This is a genomic window from Vreelandella sp. EE27 (assembly GCF_968206495.1).
Genome location: NZ_OZ309109.1, coordinates 1,027,707 through 1,044,152, shown reverse-complemented (window position 1 = coordinate 1,044,152; position 16,446 = coordinate 1,027,707). Strand labels below are relative to the sequence as shown.

Sequence of the window (16,446 nt, the reverse complement as noted above, 5' to 3'; positions counted from 1 at the left end):
AAGGAGCACTTGAAATGCCCCAGAACCACCTAGTGCTGGACGACGAACTAGAACGCCAGCTAGAGGCGGTACGCAAACAGGAAGGCCTAAGCACCATTGAAGAAGCCGCCGAGTGGCTGACCCGGCGCCGCTTACGCAAAGGCACCCAAGGGCTCACGGGCCGGGGCCGCGCCCTTTACCCCGTCGCAGGAGAACGCAGTGAGTAGCACCGATACCCAACACGCCGAGTTCAGCCGATTGCGGATCGACTGCCCCCACTGCGGCGGCCACATGAAGGTGCGCACCTCCAAAAGCGATATGTCGCTGTTGCGGGAGCTCTACTTGCACTGCACCAACGAATTCGACTGCGGGTTTCGTGCCAAGGCCCACCTCGAGTTCATCCATAACCTGGCCCCCAGCCGCTGCCCGAACCCCGACGTGAAGCTGTTCACCTCGCCCTGGGTACTCAGCCAGATGAAGCTCGATATACCCGCGGCGAACGATGACCCCTACGAGGAGAAATCCACCGATGAGTAACGTAGCCACCCTCCCCCTACCCGCCCGCGTCCAGCCCGACCGCGCGGGCTTTGGCGAACTCCGCGCCGAGCTCCACGGCCGCGCAGCGGATCAAGACTTGGTCGACGTGTGGGCGCACCTGCCCCACGCCGAGCGCCGCCTGGTGCTCAAAAGCGCGGGCCTCAAGGAAGACGCGACCCAGCAAATCAGCGAGTTCGCCAAACCCGCCCGCGACGCGATCCGCGCTGCCATTCACCGCATGAGCGACTACGCCACCGGCCTACGCGATCAGCTACGCAACCGCACCGCCCACCCCAGCGCCGAGCTGGCCGCCCACGCCCGCCAGGCACTCGCCGAGGGCAACACCAAGGCCGCGCTGCATTGGCTCGCGCTGATCGAAAAGGGGGTCGCATGAACACGGATCGCACGTTCCCTCTCTACGAGATAACGCAAGAGCTTTCTGAGCTGGCGTCAAAGCTCCACCTAGCAGGCCACCGCATGGCCGCCGACGAGGTAGAGCGCGAAGTGGGCTTGCTGCGCGAACGGGCGATCACGCTGGATGGCGTACTGGATGATTACAAGCTCGACATCGCCGCCGCCGCTAACCCGCGTCGCTTTCTGGGTATAGACATGGCAGCCCCGGGCAAGTCTCAGACGTTCACGCAGAAGGTGAAACGGTGAGCGCGCTGGATCTCGCCTTCGCTCATAGTTCAGGTACGCCCGATTGCGGGTATTTCCTGCGCAGTCACTTCGAGCGCCTGCCCTCGCTCGCGGATCGGCTCGCCGTTGGTTATGTGCACGTCTCGAAGCAGCACGGCCACGCTGCTGCTAACCGTTGGTTACGCCATAACGCGCAAGACCTGATCGAGCCCACCGATGTTTATCGCCGCTTCGAAGCGATCAAGACGGACCTCTCGCGCGGCTTCGAGGCGCTGGTCAAGCGCGCCACAACGACCATCGACGGCTTGAAAGCGGGCTGCGAGTGGCTGGCCAGCGTCGCCGAGCGCTTGATGCTGCGCGGGCTCAACGCGACCCACGACGATGAAGCGGTCCAGAACCACGCCGAAGCCCAGGCCACCGCGATCGAGCGTGAGCGGAGCAAGCTGATCGGCGGCATTGCCGAGCATAACCGCCGCCTGCGCCTCGGCCTGCTGCCGCCACCGCTGAACCTCAAAACGCCGAAGGCCCGCACGCTCTCCGGCCAGGCGCGCGAAGTCGCGCTGCAGATCGCGCAGTCGCGCAACCCCCTTTCGCCCCCGCTGGGCGTCATTCCATTGATGGCGGTGTTCCGCTGGTACCGCGCCCCGGTCATGAGCCTGCGCGTCGTCAATGTAATGGCGCTCGACAAGGCCCGCTACCGGGCACGCTCGCACGGCATCAACCCGCCGGGCCTTAAGCTTAAAGCCAGCGTTCAGCTCGCCAAACTCACGGATGCAAACTGGTGGCGGCGTCAGCTGCGCACGCTGGCCGGGCGCCGGCTCGAGCAGATCCAGCGCGAAGCCCACCGCGTGCATAAGCGCGCGGGCATCTACTGCAGCCACGCCACGCTGAACCGCCGCCGTGCCCAGAAGAACCGTAATACCGCGTTGCTCGAAGCGCTCGAGGCGATCAATCAAGAGGGGCAGGTTTACACCCTGGCCGAGCTCGCCGAGCTGGGCTTGTCGAACCCCAACCACCGCCGCGCCGAACTCATGCTGCGCATCAGCGATACCGAAGCGGAATCCCGCCGCCTGGGCCATGTCGGCATGTTCTACACCATCACCGCGCCCAGCCGCTTTCATCCGGTCGTTTCTGAGAACAGCGTGCGCAACCCCAAGTACGACGGCAGCACGCCGCGTGAAGCACAAGCCTATTTGCAAAAGGTGTGGGCGCGCACCCGCGCGGCGCTGGCCCGCGAGAATTTGGGCATCTACGGCATTCGCGTCGTAGAGCCCCATCACGACGGCACCCCGCACTGGCACTTGTTGATCTGGATGAAGCGCGAAGACGCCAACCGTGTGAACCACATTGTGCGCGACCACGCTGAGGCCGATACCCCCCAGGAGCTGTTTGATCGCCGCGGCCGCAAGACCACCGCGCGGTTCAAGGTCGAGCGCATCAACTACGCCAAAGGCACCGCCGCCGGGTACGTGGCCAAGTACATCAGCAAGAACATCAACGGCGAGCAGTTCGCGCGTGACGGCATCGCCAACGACGACAAAGACACCTACGGCCATGACCTTAACAGCGTGGCCCCGCGCATCGAATCCTGGGCGGCCGTGTGGGGCATTCGCCAGTTCCAGTTCGTGGGCTTGCCCAGCGTGACGGTGTGGCGCGAGATCCGCCGGCTCAACGAAAAGCACGCCGACGAGCTGGAGAACTGGGAAGCCGCGACCCGGCCGGATCAACGCATCGCCAGCCGCTTTGAACAGATCCGCCAGGCCGCCAACGCCGGCCAGTGGGATCAGTTCTTGCGCCTCATGGGCGGCCCCAACATGCCCCGCAAACAGCGCCCCATCAAACCCTGGACGATGCCCCGCGTGGATCTCAGCCGTTTAAAGGACGAGCAAGCACAGTTCAGCCACGGCACCGGCGAGCTAGCCGAGGGCATCGAGGCCAAAGGCCGCCACGGCGAAGGCACGCCCGGCACCTTCGGCATCGTCGTCTCCGACGGCCGGGGCAACGAACACGAATACCTGACCCGCTTCTACCGCTGGGAAGTACGCAGCAAGTCGCGCAGCCCCCAAGGGGGTCAGGGAGGAGGCGCAGCCGAGTCCCCTTGGACTCGTGTCACTAACTGTACGCAGGGGGTCGACATCGAACCCCGAGAGCCATCACCGGAAGAGAAAAAAGCCCAGCGCGAACGTCTCGAAGAGTGGAAGCGCTCAGAAATTTACCGAGCCGAAGCGGAAGACGCCTACCGCGAAGGCCAGGAAGCCAAAGAAGCGGCGCGAAAACTCTTTGCGCCGGTACCCAAATACGCCCAACGCGAGGAAGACGAGTACTTCCCGCCCGAACTGTGTTGAGAGAAGGAACCATCATGGCCGACAACATCGACCGCGCCGCGGAAGTTACCCAGCGCGCCCTGGAAACCACGCTGGCCAACCGCACCCGGCTAGCCCAGCCAGCGCCGCACGATGAATGTATCGACTGCGGCTACGAGATCCCGGCGCCGCGCCGGAAAGCGGCGCCCTGGGCGACTACCTGCATTGAGTGCCAAGGCATTCGCGAACTGAAAATAAGACAAGGGGGCACGCGATGATTTGCTGTGATTTCTGCGGTAAGAGCGAGCATCAGGAAGAGGCCCTGATTGCTGCAAAGCGCCCAGGCGATGGGGGCAATGTGGCTATCTGTGGCGGCTGCGCAAAAAACGCCAACCGAATAGCTGAAGAGAAGCAGATCGCGAATAAGACCGAGAGGCCAGTGTGATGCAAAACAGGCTCAAAGGCGGCACCACAGCCAGACAAGCAGCCATGCTGTGTCAGGACCAAGCCTTCCAGCTTTATCTGGATCGCCGCCGTCGCGCCAAGTTCGGCATCGCTGAAAGCGCACTGCCCGACGGCACACATAACGCCGAAGACGCCCGCGACTGGCTCGTCGCCGCCTGCAAAATTCAAAGCCGCGCCGAGCTGGATAGCAACCACCAGGCGCGCCAAACGTTCCGCCGCATTCGCAACCGCTTCAACCAGTGGCGAGCTCAACAAGGGAGTCCATCACAATGAACACCTACTTCGGATTACTCGCTGAATTCGACGGCCGCGGCGAGCTCCCGCTAGACGAAGTTGCGCCGCGCTTCTTTGGCATCAGCCCCCGCACCGCCAGCTTTCGCGCAGGTGCTCAGGCTCTACCGGTACCGGCGTACCGTGCGGGGGAATCGCAAAAAAGCCCTTGGCTGGTGAGTGCGGTGGATTTGGCGCAATACCTGGATCAGAAGCGTGCTGAAGCTAGAGAGCAGTGGAAAATGGTAAATGAGTAATTATTGATGTATCTTCCCGTTTTTAACGAAATAGTTGAATTTAATCCACATGGAACACTTAAACAAAAAAAGCAGCAATGAATCATATATTAAGCTTTTAATTGGAAGAGCTACATTTGGTTTTATCATCTCATTTCTATTAATAAGTTTATACTACTTATCGAGTGGTGAAGTCCTATGTACGGCAATAGAAAATATCATGTCACCAAATTTGATGTTTGTTATGGCCACAATTTCTTTAAGCCTGCATGCTCTTAGCATTTTTTTCAGCTGCTTAAGAAAAACTGCTAATGAATATTACTATCTTTCATCCGAGTTGGCAGTACTGCTTGTGAGCTCAGCGATGAGCTTGAGCACTTTTTATTATCTCTATGAGTTTGGATTTTCTTACAACCCGATCCTTCTTAAACTTTTACCCATTTCACTTATTGCGTTCTTATACTTTTTTAGCTTAACACTTCTCCCCTTCATCATATTCGTCAAATACAAAATAGGGAAAGATAATTTTAAATCCAATAAGACAAACGTCACAATTACTTTAGCAATTTCAATAATTGCAATGATATGCATTCTTTTCACACTAACAGGAGCTAAAATACCCGATTTATCAGTTTGCTCTTAAAACTCAGTTATCTAAGCTTCAATGTTTCTGGCCTCAAATGGGTATACCGCTTCAAAACGTCCCAGCTCTCGTGCAGCGAAAACTGCTGCACCTCCACAATTTCATACCCCGCTTCGAATAGCCGCGATGTTGCCTCATGGCGCAGGTCATGAAAGCGAAGATCCTCGATGCCCTTGGCGGCTGTAGCAGCTCGCCAGCGGGTACCAATTGATTTAGCGCTATAAGGAAATATCCGCGGCTCATCTTTTATACGTGGCTGCCGCTGGATGATGGCCATTGCTTCATGGGTGAGTTTGAAGCGCTTATGGTTGCCCAGCTTCTGGCGGGGATGTTTGGCATCGCGTACCCAGCAGGTCATAGAGACTTCATCCAGGTCTTCCCACGTGAGCCTAGTAATCTCCTCCTGCCGACGCGCCGAAGCGATAGCAAAGTCCATGATGTCCTCCATGGGAATAATCGCGCTCGGCCGGATCTTCTGTGACCGCTGGAAATAAGCGCGAACCTGCTCGATCTCTTCCATCGTCGGCCGCCGGTCGCGAGACCCTGGGCGGCTGATTAAGCTTTTACTGCGTAACAAGAGCTTCGCCGATTCAAACTCATTGAGATCCACCGGCATACGCCATGCCGCCACGGCCGTTTTCAAGATGATGCCCAGCCAAGTGATATCCTGCGCGGTGGTAGAAGCCTTAATGCCACTACGCCGCCGCATTTGAGCATGATCTATAATTTGCTCACTGCTTAGGTCAGTGATTTTTACGCGAGCGATCGGAAAACGCCGAAGCTGCTCGATAGTTGCACGCTTGCTGCGCCCTGCTCCATCGGCAAACTCATGCAGGTAGCGTTCGATGGCATCGTGTAAGGTTACCCCTTTCCACTTGGCGGTAAGTATGCCACCGGGCGCCGCTAGCTCTAGCTCACGCCGTTTTGCCCACTCCTCCGCCATTGCCTTTTTGGGGAATGTTTTTGTCTCCGAATGATCGGGCTGGCCACGCCGGGCAATGCGGATCTGGGCCATATATGAGAAACTGCCGTCCTTTTTCCGGCGCTTGCGAATCGTTGCCATAATTGCCTCTCGGATGTACCAAATCAAAAGTGGCTCACGTACCAAATATGTACCAACGAACCGTGTAAAACGTCGCATAACCACTGTAAATATGAACAGTTATGAATGATATCACAACCCAGCAAACCCGCATGAAGTCTGGCACCGCCCGCCCCGAGCTGGATAGAACTTTCTCCGTCGCGCCCATGATGGACTGGACTACGAGAGACTACAGAGCGTTCGCGCGTACCCTGACCAAGCGCACCCTGCTCTACACCGAGATGGTCACCACCGGGGCGATTTTGCATGGCTCGCCGCGGGAGCGGTTTTTAGGTTACAACGAGGTCGAGCATCCGATTGCGCTGCAGTTGGGCGGCAGCGACGCGGGGGAGCTGGCCGAGTGCGCGGCGATTGCCCAAGAGTGGGGCTACGACGAGGTGAACCTGAACGTGGGTTGCCCCAGCGACCGGGTGCAGAACAACCTGATCGGGGCGTGTTTGATGGGCTACCCAGAGAAAGTGGCGGCGGCGGTGAAGGCCATGCAGGCGGCGGTCACTATTCCGGTGACCGTTAAGTGCCGGATCGGTATCGACGACCAGGACGAAGACGCGGACCTGGCGCGGTTTATCGACATGGTCGCGGATGCTGGCTGCACCACGTTTAGCGTGCACGCGCGCAAGGCCTGGCTACAGGGCTTGTCGCCCAAGCAGAACCGGGACGTGCCGCCGCTGAACTACCCGCGCGTACACCGCTTGAAGGCGGCGAACCCGGCGCTTCATATCGGCATCAACGGCGGTATTAAAACCCTCGATGAATGCCAGGCCCAGCTCGAGCACGTGGACAGCGTCATGGTGGGCCGCGAAGCGTACCAGAACCCGTGGCTGCTGGCCGGGGTGGATCAGGCGATCTTCGGTGAGCCGGGCCCGGCGGCCACGCGCCTGGAGGCGGCTCAGGCGTTCAAGCCGTATATTCAAATGCGGTTGGATGAGGGCGCCAAGCTCAACCATATTACCCGCCACCTGTTGGGGCTCTTTCAGGGGTGTTCCGGCGGGCGGCGTTTTCGCCGCCACCTTTCTGAAAACGCCCATAAAGAAGGCGCGGGCCTGCGCTTGTTCGATGAAGCGCTAAGCCTGGTCCGCGAGCCCGAAACCAGCGCATAAAAAAACCCGCCACGGTCAGCCGTGGCGGGTTCGTTTTAGCGAACGCCCTGGGGCGTTACTTGCCTTCTTTCCGGCGATTTTCCATGACGCCCTGCTCGACACGCTCGCCGATGGTCTGGTCGACGTTTTTCCAGTACTCGAACACGCGGGACAGAACCGGCTCTTCAACGCCGCTGGAAACGTGGCCGACGATGTTGCTCACCAAACGGTCACGGGCCGCGTCGTCCATTACCTTGTTGACCAGGTCGTTGGCCTGGTTGAAGTCGCCATCGCCCGGGCGCAGCGTGTAGGCGGCGCGTACCAGCTCGCCATCGGCTTCCCATACTGCGTCTTCCGGGAAGGCGTTCGGGTCGGCGTGGGCGCCGCCCTTGCTGTTGGGCGCGTAGACCGGGTCAGACGTGTTGGCAACACGCATCCGGCCGCCCTTGGCGTAGCTGTTCACCTCGGCTTTCGGGGCGTTGACCGGGATCTGCTGGTAATTGATACCCAAGCGGGCACGGTGGGCATCGGCGTAGGAGATGACCCGCGCCAGCAGCATCTTGTCCGGCGAGAAGCCGGTACCCGGCACGGAGTTGCTGGGCTGGAACGCCGCCTGCTCGATTTCGGTGTGGAAATCGGTCGGGTTACGGTCGAGGGTCATCCTGCCCACTTCCTGCAGCGGGTAGTCGTCGTGCGGCCACACCTTGGTCAGGTCGAACGGGTTGATGTGGTAGGTCTTGGCATCCTCGAAGGGCATGATCTGGACTTGTAGCGTCCAGGTCGGGTGTTCGCCGCGCTTGATGGCGTCGAACAGATCGCGACGGTGGTAGTCCGCGTCGGTACCCGCCATTTCGTCGGCCTGCTCCTGGGTCATGCACTTGATGCCCTGGTCGGTCTTGAAGTGGTACTTGACCCAGAAACGCTCGCTCTTGTCGTTGACCCACATATAGGTATGGCTGGAATAGCCGTTCATGTGGCGCCAGCTAGCCGGCACGCCGCGGTCGCCCATCAACCAGGTGACCTGGTGGGCGGATTCCGGTGAAAGCGACCAGAAGTCCCACTGCATGTCGTGATCGCGCAGGCCGTTGTCGGCGCGGCGCTTTTGCGAGTGGATGAAGTGCTGGAACTTGAGCGGGTCGCGCACGAAGAACACGGGGGTGTTGTTGCCCACCATGTCGAAGTTGCCGTCTTCGGTGTAGAACTTCAGCGAGAAGCCCCGCGGGTCGCGCCAGGTATCCGGGCTTCCGCCTTCGCCGGCCACCGTGGAGAAGCGCGCGAGCATTTCGGTTCTCTTACCCGGCTGCAAGAACTTCGCCCGGGTGTACTGGCTGACGTCGTGCGTCACCTCGAAATGCCCAAAAGCACCGCCGCCTTTGGCGTGGGGTTGGCGGTCCGGAATCATTTCCCGGTTGAAGGCCGCCATTTGCTCCATCAAATAGTGATCGTGCAGTACGATCGGGCCGTCCGGGCCTACGGAGAGCGAATGCTCGTCGCTGGCTACCGGAATACCGGCGTCGGTGGTGGTGTTATTGGATTTACCGTTCGTCATACCTTCCTCCATGTCACGATCCGGGGCCTCTAAAGGGCCACCTTCGTTTTGGGCTTTGGCAAGTCGCCCATTGATTGATGCTGGCGTGTATGTGTCCATCAGTTATAGCCAAGATGGACCTATCATGCCATGTACTCGGGCCAACGGCTTGCTATAGCACCCATAGCGATAAACGATCACCTACCCGCTACTTCAACGCTTTAAGCTATGACGTTAAAACGGCGGACATCAAAGCCGGAGGACATGAAAACCGGCGAATGCGCACGGCGTTCAAAAGCACTTTTTTCAATACATGTTCAATACATCTTCAATACATGGGGTCGGAGACGGGCTCGAGGCTCGACTGGAAGCTTTCGATCGCGGTTTCCGCCTCTTCGATCTCGTCGAAGCGGGCAATGTGGTAGAGCGCCTCGCCTTCGTTGGCCAACGGCAAGCGGCTCATGCCGATCACGATTCCGTCGGCCATGGCCAGCACGTCCCCCTCATCGTTACCGAAGGGGTCGGCGACCTTACCCAGCACCTCACCCTTGGAGACCCGGGCCCCCAGGCGCACCTTGGGCCGCAGGATGCCGTCGATCGGCGCGCGCGCCCAGCTGGAACCGTTGGCAAGCTCCGCTGGGGCCGGCAGGCGGCGGCGCTGCTCGCCGGAAAGCATCTTGAGCCGGCGCATAACGCGTAGAATACCGCGCACCCCCGGCGCAATCGCCCACTCGTCGAAGCGCAGCGCCTCGCCGGCTTCGTAGGTAAGCACCGGAATCCCCCGGTTCTGGGCATAGTGGCGAAGGCTGCCCTCGCGCAGTTCGGCGTTCAAGATGACCGGGGCGCCGAAGGCGTCCGCCATGCGGGCGGTTTCGCTGTCGGGTTCGAGCTGCGCGCGAATTTGCGGCAGGTTGGTGCGGTGAATAGCGCCGGTGTGCAGGTCGATGATGTGCGTGGCGTGATCGACGATCTCTTCGCGCAACAGTGCGGCGATGCGCCCGCCAAGCGAGCCCTTTTCACTGCCGGGAAAGCAGCGGTTCAAATCGCGCCGGTCCGGAAGGTAACGAGTCTGCTGGAGAAAGCCGAACACGTTGACCACGGGAACGGCGATCAAGGTGCCGCGCAGGCTTTTGATCGAGCGCGAGCGCAACAGGCGCCGCACGATTTCCACACCGTTGATCTCGTCGCCGTGAATACCGCCGCACACCATCATGACAGGCCCGGGCCTGCGCCCGTGAACGACCTCGATAGAGATATGCAGCGGCGTGTGGGTGTAAAGGCGTGCGACCGGCACATCGATTTGCAGCCGCTGGCCGGGCTGAAGAGTGTGGCCTGCTATCTTGAACGGTGCTTGTGCCATGACGGTTCCTGTCGATGTGATGAAAGCGCGGCCTAAAGCGGCGCGGGTGCCCCGAATGAGTCACTCTTTTACACCAGATTAAACGTTAATTGTCATCGATGATGACATTGGTCAGCTAACCATACAGTTTTGAATGTAAAAAGGCGGCATTTCAGATAAAATGTCTCTCTTTCGAGGTAGTTATCAGGGTTGCGTTATGGCTAGAAAAACCAAGGCAGAAGCGGCAGCGACGCGTGAAGCTCTGCTCAACGCAGCTGAAGAGGTGTTTTTCGATAAAGGCGTTGCCCGCACCTCGCTCGAGCAAGTGGCCCGCCACGCCGGGGTAACCCGCGGCGCGGTTTACTGGCACTTCAAGAACAAGGGCGATTTGTTCATGGGGCTGGTCGAGCGCGTGCGCATGCCGTTTCAATCGCTGGTCGAAGAGGTCAAAAATGTCGACCCCAACGTCTCGCCCGTGGACGCCATACAGTTGGCGTGCCTGGCCGGCATGCGGCGTTTGGAGCAACCCTCGCACCGGCGCATCCTTTCCATCTTGCTGCACCGCTGCGAGTTTTTTAGCGACATCAACCCGCTCGAGATGCAAAATGAGATCAACGAAGAGTGTTTCAATGAAATGCTCTGCCTGTTCAAAATGGCCAGCCAACAACAGCAGCTGCGCGAAGGCGTAACGCCGGAAGTTGCCACGCGCCTGGTGCAGGCCACCCTGGGCGGGCTTTTTCACGACTGGCTCAGAGCCCCGGAAAGCTACTCGCTGAGCGAGCGCGGGGCGGAAATCATCGAGACGCTCATCAAGCTGATACGCCATCAAAACCGCTGAACATCCCTGACTCTGCCCGCGTTACTCTACATAAAACGCTGCCAGGAACTTGCCTGTAAAAAGCCCGCCTACAAGGCGGGCTTTTGCTTCTCATAAAGACTGGGAGTGCGCGGCGGCGCCCTGATGTTTATGGCGCAGACGCAGCGTGTTCAAACGCTGGCGGGTGTCCATGTAGGTTTGCTCCTCTACGCTGCGGTAGGCGCCTTCGTCCTCGAGATACTTGACCAGTACCCGGCGCTCGCCAACGTTGAACGCGTCGTCCTCCTTGCAGTGAAGCTTCACACCACAGCGCGGCCTGTGCGCTACCACCGCCTGGGCAAGCTCGGCACCTTCGAGGGTCGTCACCTCGACGGTGACCCCCAAAAGGCTACGGCGCTTGAAAGGCGCAAAGCGGTTAAGCCCCCGTGCCAGGCCCTGGCAAATAGCGGCGGCCAAGGGCGAGGCAATGGCCAGCGACCCCCAAACGATCACCACGCCGAGGGGCACGCGCAGCATGCCAAGCTCCAGCCAGCGCAGTACCAAAAGTTCCAGCGTAAGTGTCATGCCACCGGCCAGTAGCATCAGTATGGTCAGCGCAAGCGTCGCCGGCACACCGGTAAACCCAAGCGATACCAGCGTGCTGGCCATGTGGTCATCGCGCAGGCTGTCGTGTTCGAACAGCTCGAGCGGGGCGATTCTGACCAACACCAGCAGCCAGTAAAGCGCTAACAAGCCGAGCACGAACGTAAAGACGATAGTAGGAAATAATAAAGCGGCCGAGAGAATCGGTTGCATGGCGTGTCCTCCTCCAGGTGGTTGCCTGGCCGGTTTTGGCCTGTTGTTGTGGTTTTTGGTACAAGCCTAAACGTTTCATAAGCAAGTTTAGGTCAAATTACGCGCTTTTGCCCAAGTGCACTTTGACGGCGATCAAGGGGGCCATAAAAAAGCGGGCCCCGAAGGGCCCGCTTTACGTGAATAGCGTATCTAAAACGACTGAATACGTTATTCGCTCTGGTGCTCCAAGCGCTCATCGTGCTTGTTGCCTTTACGCTTGCGCTGTAGCCAGTCAGCGCTATAGGCGATCATGGCGTAGAAGCTTGGCACGAAGAGGCTGCCTAGAATCGCCACCGAGAGCATGCCCATCGCCACCGTGGTGCCGATATGGTGGCTGCTCACGTCACTTGCGCCGGTCGCCAGTGCCAAGGGCAGCGTACCGAAGATGAAGGCAAGCGATGTCATCACGATCGGCCTAAAGCGAAGCTCCGCGGCGGTAATCGCGGCCTCGCGAATGCTCTTGCCCTCCTCCTTGCGCTGCAACTCGGCGAACTCGACGATCAGGATGGCGTTCTTGGCCGCGAGACCAACCACCACCAGCATGCCGATCTGCACATAGACACTGGTGTCCAGACCACGCAGCGCGATGCCGCCGATACCACCAAGGAAAGCAAACGGTGTCGCGGTGAGTACCGCCAGCGGTAGCGCCCAGCTTTCGTACTGCGCCGCCAGGATCAAGAAGACCATCAGGATACCGAAGATGATCGCAAGGCTTGCGGCATTGCCCATGTTGGCTTCCTGATACGCCGTGCCGGTCCAGCCCATGCCCCAGTTGGAGCCGAGGGTTTCTTGCACCACCTGGTCCATCGCCTCGATGGCCTCGCTGGAGCTGTAGCCCTCGGCGGGGCCGCCCTGGAACTGGGCACCGGTGTACACGCCGAAGCGGGAAATCACCGAGGCCCCGACCTGACGCTCGAGGGTCACGAACTCGGAGAGCGGAATGCGCTCGCCACTGCCGCCGCGCACGAAGACATTGTTGATGTCGTCCGGCGTCTTGCGGAACTCGTCCTCATTTTGCAGGTAGACCTGGAAGTTACGGTTTTGATAGCTGAAGAAGTTGACGAACCCGTTACCGAAGGTATTGGAGAGCGCCGAGTTGATGTTCTCCAACGGCACGCCGTAACTGAGCGCCTTCTGCTGGTCGATCTCGGCACGATAAGACGGCACGTTGACGTTGAACGTCGAGAATACCTGATTGAGCGCCGGGTGCTCGTTGGCCGCGCCCATCACTTGCAGCGAAGCTTCGTAGATCTCCCGGGGCGAGGCGCCCTCGAAGGACTGCAGGTAGCCGGTAAAGCCGCCCGTGGTCGAGAGTCCGAGAATCGGTGGCACGTTGAAGGCCATGGCGGTACCGCCATCGATCCCCGCGCCCAACTGCATGATCTGCCCCACCAGTCCTTCGACGGACAGGTCGCGATCACCCCAGGGCAGCATGTTGACGAAGATGACCCCGCGGGCGGTGTTCACCGAGCCCGCCAGCAGATCGTAGCCCGCCACCGACGAGGAGTACTGTACGCCGTCGATCTCTTCGATCGCCGCGCTCAGCTTCGACATGTAGTTCTCAGTACGGTCGAGCGAGGCGGCGTCGGGCAGCGATACGCTGACCAGCGCGACCCCCTGGTCGGTTTCCGGCACCAGACTCGAGGGCGAGGTGACGAAGAGCCAATAGGAGCCTGCACCCACCGCCAGAGTAAGCGCCAGCGCCAGCAGCCAGAAGCGCACCAGCTTCTTCACGAACCACATGTAGACGGCGGTAATACCGGCGAACATCCGATCGAACAGGCGTAGCGGCGTGGAGATCGCGCGGCGGAACTTCGACGGCCGGTCGTGGTTCAGGTTGTGCTTGATGAAGATCGCCGACAGCGCCGGGGTGAAGGTCAGCGCCATGATGGCGGAGAGCGCTACCGAGATCGCCACGGTGATGGCGAACTGCTGGTAGATCTGGCCGGTGAACCCGCCCAAAAACGCGACGGGCACGAACACCGCCGCCATGATCAAGGACGTCGCGATGACCGGGCCACCGACCTCACGCATTGCCTGGGCGGTGGCATCGCGCACGGTGATATCTTCGTCTTCGCTGAGCACGCGCTCGACGTTCTCCACCACCAGGATGGCGTCATCCACCACGATCCCGATCGACAGCACCATCGCGAACAGGGTCAGCAGGTTGATCGAGAAATCGAACATGTAGAAGCCGGCGAAGGTACCGATGACCGAGACCGGCACCACCGACATGGCGATGACCGTAAAGCGCCAATTCTGCAAAAAGATGAACAGAATGACGATGACGATCAGGAAGGCTTCGATGAAGGTGTGGAAGACCGTTTCCACCGAGGCGTCGATGAATAGCGTGGTGTCGTAGGGCGTGACGTATTCGAGCCCCGGCGGAAAGCGTCCGGCAACCTCGTCCATGGCGTCGCGCACCGCCTCGGCGGTGGAGAGCGCGTTGGCGCCGGGCTGCTGGTTGATGATGATCGGCGTCATCGTCGAGCCGTTCAGCCGCGCGCTGATGCCGTAGAAGGAAGCGCCCAGTTCGATCCGCGCGACGTCCTCGAGGCGCAGCGACGAGCCGTCCGGGTTGGTGCGCAGGTAGATATCGCGGAAGTCGTCCGGGTCGTTGAGACGCCCGCCCGCGGTCAACGTATAGGTGTACGCGCGGGGCTCGCCCTGGGGCGCGGAGGCGAGATTACCCGCGGGCACCTCGGTATTTTGCGAACGAATGGCACTGGCCACCTCGCTGGGGGTCAGGTCGTACTGTGCCAGCTTGTCCGGGTCCATCCAGATCCGCATGGCGAACTCGCCGCCACCCAACACCTCGGCGTTACCCACGCCAGGTACCTGGCGCAGCTCGTCGAGAATGTTGAGCGTGGCGTAGTTCTGCATGTAGACGTTGTTGTAGTCGTCGTTAGGCGACGTCAACGCGATCAGCATTAGAATGGAGTCCGAGCGCAGCTCGACCGTCACCCCTTGAGACTGCACCTCTTCGGGGAGCTGGGAGAGCGCCCCTTGCACGCGGTTGTTGACGTTGATGGTGTTGATGTCGCCATCGGTGCCGATGTTGAACGCCACACTCAGGCTCATGATGCCGTTATCGGCGCTGTTCGAGGTCATGTAGAGCATGTCCTCGACGCCGTTGATGGCTTCGGCCAAGGGGGCTGCCACGGTTTGCGCCACGGTTTCCGCGTCGGCCCCGGGGAACTGGGCCTGAACCGAGACGGTCGGCGGCACCACGCTGGGGTACTGCTCGATCGGCAGCACCCGCATCGCCATGACCCCTACCAGCGTCAGGATGATCGCCAGTACCGTGGCGAAAATCGGTCGGCTGATGAAGAAGTTAGAGAAGTTCATTATTGCGCACCCTCTTCCCCTTCACCGGCCGGCATACCGCCGCCCGCCATTTCGGAAGCTTCCTCGGCTTGCTCGCGTTCCTCTTCGGCTTCGGCCTCTTCCACGTCTTCGACGATATCGTCGGCGTCGCCGTCGAAGGGCTGGGGGTCGATGGCCATGCCCGGCTCGATGCCGGCGGGGTCACCCACGATCACGCGTTCGCCCTCTTCGAGCCCGTCCAGAATGATCTGCCAGGGGCCGGCGATGTCGCCGAGTTGCACGGTACGCTCGCGCGCCTTGTTCTCGTCGTCCAATACGAAGACGCGCGGGCCCATCAGGCCCTGAGTAGCCGCGATTTCCGGTATGGCGATGACGTTGAAGCGCTTGAGGCCATCCAGGCGCACACGCACGAACTGGCCCGGCAGCACCGCGCCGTCCGGGTTGGCGAAGGTCGCCGAGGCCTGCACGGTGCTGGTGCCCCCATCCACCCGGGACCCCAGGAAATCGAGCTCGCCTTCGAGCTCGGCGTCGGCGCTGCCGCTAAGGCCGGGCACGCTCAGCCGAGCGACGATGGTCGAGTTGGTGTCGTCGTCGTTCATCTGACGGCGCAGCTCGAAGGCATCGCGCTGGGGCAGTTGAAAACGAACTTCCAGCGGGTCGAGCGGCGTAATCGTGGCAAGCTCGGTTCCCGAAGTGACCACGTTGCCCAGGTTGATCTGGCTCAAACTGATCAAACCGCTGACAGGCGCGGTGACGTTGGAGTAGTCGAGATCCAGATTGGCACTGGAGAGCGCGGCCTGGGCCTGAGTAACGTTGGCTTGGGCGACGCGCTGATCGGATACGGCCTGGTCGTACTGCTGACGGCTCACCGAGTTCTGACTTAAAAGCTGCTCGAAACGCTCGGCGTCGCGCTGAGCGCGCGAGGCCTGGGCGCGAGCGCTTTCCAGGTCCGCCTGGCGCTGGTTGGTCGTGGCTTCGTAGCGGTCCGGCTCGATGGTGTAGAGCGAATCGCCCTGCTCGACCATCTGGCCTGGTTGAAAGTGGCGCTCTTCCAAAGCGCCGTCGACCCGCGCGATCAGCACGACTTCGTTGTCGCTTCTAAGCATCGAGGGGTAGGATTTGTTGATCGGTAAATCCTGGCGCTTGACCTCGGCCACCTCGACTGCATGCGGCGGCTGCTCTTGCGCGGATTGTTGCTGCTGTTGGGGCTCTTCATCCCCGCCACAGGCACTTAGCGCCAGTGCAGCTATCAACGTCACCAGACTCGCTCTCGTTGAGTGAATCACTCTGCTCATACGTGGTATTCCCATTCATTTCTGTATTTTGACGGATAGCTACACGGGGCTGC

The 16,446-nt window shown here is 60.3% G+C and carries 17 protein-coding genes; 11 read left to right on the top strand and 6 right to left on the bottom strand.

The genetic code is table 11. The annotated features are described in order from the left end of the window. The first annotated feature begins 14 nt into the window (after positions 1–14). Genes ACWHVV_RS04985 through ACWHVV_RS04945 form a run of 9 tightly spaced genes read left to right on the top strand, consistent with a single transcriptional unit; the run spans position 15 to position 4,450 of the window. Positions 15–206, top strand: a complete 192-nt coding sequence (locus tag ACWHVV_RS04985) for a hypothetical protein (protein WP_447894260.1) — start codon at positions 15–17, stop codon at positions 204–206. Continuing rightward, complete coding sequence (locus ACWHVV_RS04980) at positions 199–516, top strand: ogr/Delta-like zinc finger family protein (RefSeq protein WP_447928367.1); 318 nt, start codon at positions 199–201, stop codon at positions 514–516. Before ACWHVV_RS04985 ends, ACWHVV_RS04980 begins: the two co-directional genes overlap by 8 nt. Beyond that, positions 509–910 carry a hypothetical protein gene (locus tag ACWHVV_RS04975; protein WP_447928366.1) on the top strand — a complete coding sequence of 134 codons (402 nt, stop codon included), beginning with the start codon at positions 509–511 and terminating at the stop codon, positions 908–910. The genes ACWHVV_RS04980 and ACWHVV_RS04975 overlap by 8 nt, the downstream gene beginning before the upstream one ends. Beyond that, positions 907–1,176 carry a hypothetical protein gene (locus tag ACWHVV_RS04970; protein WP_447928365.1) on the top strand — a complete coding sequence of 90 codons (270 nt, stop codon included), beginning with the start codon at positions 907–909 and terminating at the stop codon, positions 1,174–1,176. Before ACWHVV_RS04975 ends, ACWHVV_RS04970 begins: the two co-directional genes overlap by 4 nt. Further along, positions 1,173–3,500 (top strand): replication endonuclease, encoded by a 2,328-nt coding sequence (locus tag ACWHVV_RS04965; RefSeq protein ID WP_447928364.1) that lies wholly within the window; start codon positions 1,173–1,175, stop codon positions 3,498–3,500. Before ACWHVV_RS04970 ends, ACWHVV_RS04965 begins: the two co-directional genes overlap by 4 nt. Positions 3,501–3,514: 14 nt before the next feature. Then, positions 3,515–3,736, top strand: coding sequence for a TraR/DksA C4-type zinc finger protein (locus ACWHVV_RS04960; protein ID WP_447928363.1), 222 nt, complete (start codon positions 3,515–3,517; stop codon positions 3,734–3,736). Continuing rightward, the gene (locus tag ACWHVV_RS04955; protein ID WP_447928362.1) at positions 3,733–3,903 is read left to right on the top strand and encodes a ClpX C4-type zinc finger protein; all 171 of its coding nucleotides are present in this window, start codon (positions 3,733–3,735) and stop codon (positions 3,901–3,903) included. The genes ACWHVV_RS04960 and ACWHVV_RS04955 overlap by 4 nt, the downstream gene beginning before the upstream one ends. Beyond that, positions 3,903–4,196: a hypothetical protein gene (locus ACWHVV_RS04950; RefSeq protein WP_447928361.1), complete on the top strand. Its 294-nt coding sequence runs from the start codon at positions 3,903–3,905 to the stop codon at positions 4,194–4,196. The genes ACWHVV_RS04955 and ACWHVV_RS04950 overlap by 1 nt, the downstream gene beginning before the upstream one ends. Then, the gene (locus ACWHVV_RS04945) at positions 4,193–4,450 is read left to right on the top strand and encodes a pyocin activator PrtN family protein (RefSeq protein WP_447928360.1); all 258 of its coding nucleotides are present in this window, start codon (positions 4,193–4,195) and stop codon (positions 4,448–4,450) included. Before ACWHVV_RS04950 ends, ACWHVV_RS04945 begins: the two co-directional genes overlap by 4 nt. Before the next feature lie 629 nt (positions 4,451–5,079). On the opposite strand, the gene ACWHVV_RS04940 is transcribed toward ACWHVV_RS04945, so the two are convergent. Next, a complete protein-coding gene (locus ACWHVV_RS04940) occupies positions 5,080–6,135 on the bottom strand; it encodes a tyrosine-type recombinase/integrase (RefSeq protein ID WP_447928359.1) in 1,056 nt (351 codons plus the stop codon). Positions 6,136–6,236: 101 nt separating this feature from the next. Between ACWHVV_RS04940 and dusA the strand changes: the two genes are divergently transcribed. Next, positions 6,237–7,274: a tRNA dihydrouridine(20/20a) synthase DusA gene (gene dusA / locus ACWHVV_RS04935; RefSeq protein ID WP_447928358.1), complete on the top strand. Its 1,038-nt coding sequence runs from the start codon at positions 6,237–6,239 to the stop codon at positions 7,272–7,274. A gap of 55 nt (positions 7,275–7,329) precedes the next feature. Here the strand turns inward: dusA and ACWHVV_RS04930 are convergent, their stop codons facing one another. Next, positions 7,330–8,802, bottom strand: coding sequence for a catalase (locus ACWHVV_RS04930; protein ID WP_447928357.1), 1,473 nt, complete (start codon positions 8,800–8,802; stop codon positions 7,330–7,332). 307 nt (positions 8,803–9,109) lie between these two features. Continuing rightward, a complete protein-coding gene (locus ACWHVV_RS04925) occupies positions 9,110–10,141 on the bottom strand; it encodes a succinylglutamate desuccinylase/aspartoacylase family protein (RefSeq protein ID WP_447928356.1) in 1,032 nt (343 codons plus the stop codon). Positions 10,142–10,337: 196 nt separating this feature from the next. Between ACWHVV_RS04925 and ACWHVV_RS04920 the strand changes: the two genes are divergently transcribed. Continuing rightward, on the top strand, positions 10,338–10,958 hold the full coding sequence (locus ACWHVV_RS04920; protein WP_447928355.1) for a TetR family transcriptional regulator: 621 nt from the start codon (positions 10,338–10,340) through the stop codon (positions 10,956–10,958). A 90-nt stretch (positions 10,959–11,048) separates the two neighbouring features. On the opposite strand, the gene ACWHVV_RS04915 is transcribed toward ACWHVV_RS04920, so the two are convergent. From ACWHVV_RS04915 to ACWHVV_RS04905, 3 genes are all read right to left on the bottom strand, one after another. Continuing rightward, positions 11,049–11,732: a hypothetical protein gene (locus ACWHVV_RS04915; RefSeq protein ID WP_447928354.1), complete on the bottom strand. Its 684-nt coding sequence runs from the start codon at positions 11,730–11,732 to the stop codon at positions 11,049–11,051. A 207-nt stretch (positions 11,733–11,939) separates the two neighbouring features. Beyond that, the gene (locus tag ACWHVV_RS04910) at positions 11,940–15,119 is read right to left on the bottom strand and encodes an efflux RND transporter permease subunit (protein WP_447928353.1); all 3,180 of its coding nucleotides are present in this window, start codon (positions 15,117–15,119) and stop codon (positions 11,940–11,942) included. Continuing rightward, positions 15,119–16,393, bottom strand: a complete 1,275-nt coding sequence (locus ACWHVV_RS04905) for an efflux RND transporter periplasmic adaptor subunit (RefSeq protein ID WP_447928352.1) — start codon at positions 16,391–16,393, stop codon at positions 15,119–15,121. The genes ACWHVV_RS04910 and ACWHVV_RS04905 overlap by 1 nt, the downstream gene beginning before the upstream one ends. Positions 16,394–16,446 lie beyond the last annotated feature (53 nt).

What these genes read in the sequence shown, in the direction of transcription:
- ACWHVV_RS04950 (WP_447928361.1), top strand. Translation starts at nt 3,903, where the DNA reads ATGCAAAACAGGCTCAAAGGCGGCACCACAGCCAGACAAGCAGCCATG.
- ACWHVV_RS04925 (WP_447928356.1), bottom strand. Translation starts at nt 10,141, where the DNA reads ATGGCACAAGCACCGTTCAAGATAGCAGGCCACACTCTTCAGCCCGGC.
- ACWHVV_RS04905 (WP_447928352.1), bottom strand. Translation starts at nt 16,393, where the DNA reads ATGAGCAGAGTGATTCACTCAACGAGAGCGAGTCTGGTGACGTTGATA.
- ACWHVV_RS04985 (WP_447894260.1), top strand. Translation starts at nt 15, where the DNA reads ATGCCCCAGAACCACCTAGTGCTGGACGACGAACTAGAACGCCAGCTA.
- ACWHVV_RS04940 (WP_447928359.1), bottom strand. Translation starts at nt 6,135, where the DNA reads ATGGCAACGATTCGCAAGCGCCGGAAAAAGGACGGCAGTTTCTCATAT.
- dusA (WP_447928358.1), top strand. Translation starts at nt 6,237, where the DNA reads ATGAATGATATCACAACCCAGCAAACCCGCATGAAGTCTGGCACCGCC.
- ACWHVV_RS04920 (WP_447928355.1), top strand. Translation starts at nt 10,338, where the DNA reads ATGGCTAGAAAAACCAAGGCAGAAGCGGCAGCGACGCGTGAAGCTCTG.
- ACWHVV_RS04945 (WP_447928360.1), top strand. Translation starts at nt 4,193, where the DNA reads ATGAACACCTACTTCGGATTACTCGCTGAATTCGACGGCCGCGGCGAG.
- ACWHVV_RS04970 (WP_447928365.1), top strand. Translation starts at nt 907, where the DNA reads ATGAACACGGATCGCACGTTCCCTCTCTACGAGATAACGCAAGAGCTT.
- ACWHVV_RS04930 (WP_447928357.1), bottom strand. Translation starts at nt 8,802, where the DNA reads ATGACGAACGGTAAATCCAATAACACCACCACCGACGCCGGTATTCCG.
- ACWHVV_RS04910 (WP_447928353.1), bottom strand. Translation starts at nt 15,119, where the DNA reads ATGAACTTCTCTAACTTCTTCATCAGCCGACCGATTTTCGCCACGGTA.
- ACWHVV_RS04955 (WP_447928362.1), top strand. Translation starts at nt 3,733, where the DNA reads ATGATTTGCTGTGATTTCTGCGGTAAGAGCGAGCATCAGGAAGAGGCC.
- ACWHVV_RS04960 (WP_447928363.1), top strand. Translation starts at nt 3,515, where the DNA reads ATGGCCGACAACATCGACCGCGCCGCGGAAGTTACCCAGCGCGCCCTG.
- ACWHVV_RS04915 (WP_447928354.1), bottom strand. Translation starts at nt 11,732, where the DNA reads ATGCAACCGATTCTCTCGGCCGCTTTATTATTTCCTACTATCGTCTTT.
- ACWHVV_RS04975 (WP_447928366.1), top strand. Translation starts at nt 509, where the DNA reads ATGAGTAACGTAGCCACCCTCCCCCTACCCGCCCGCGTCCAGCCCGAC.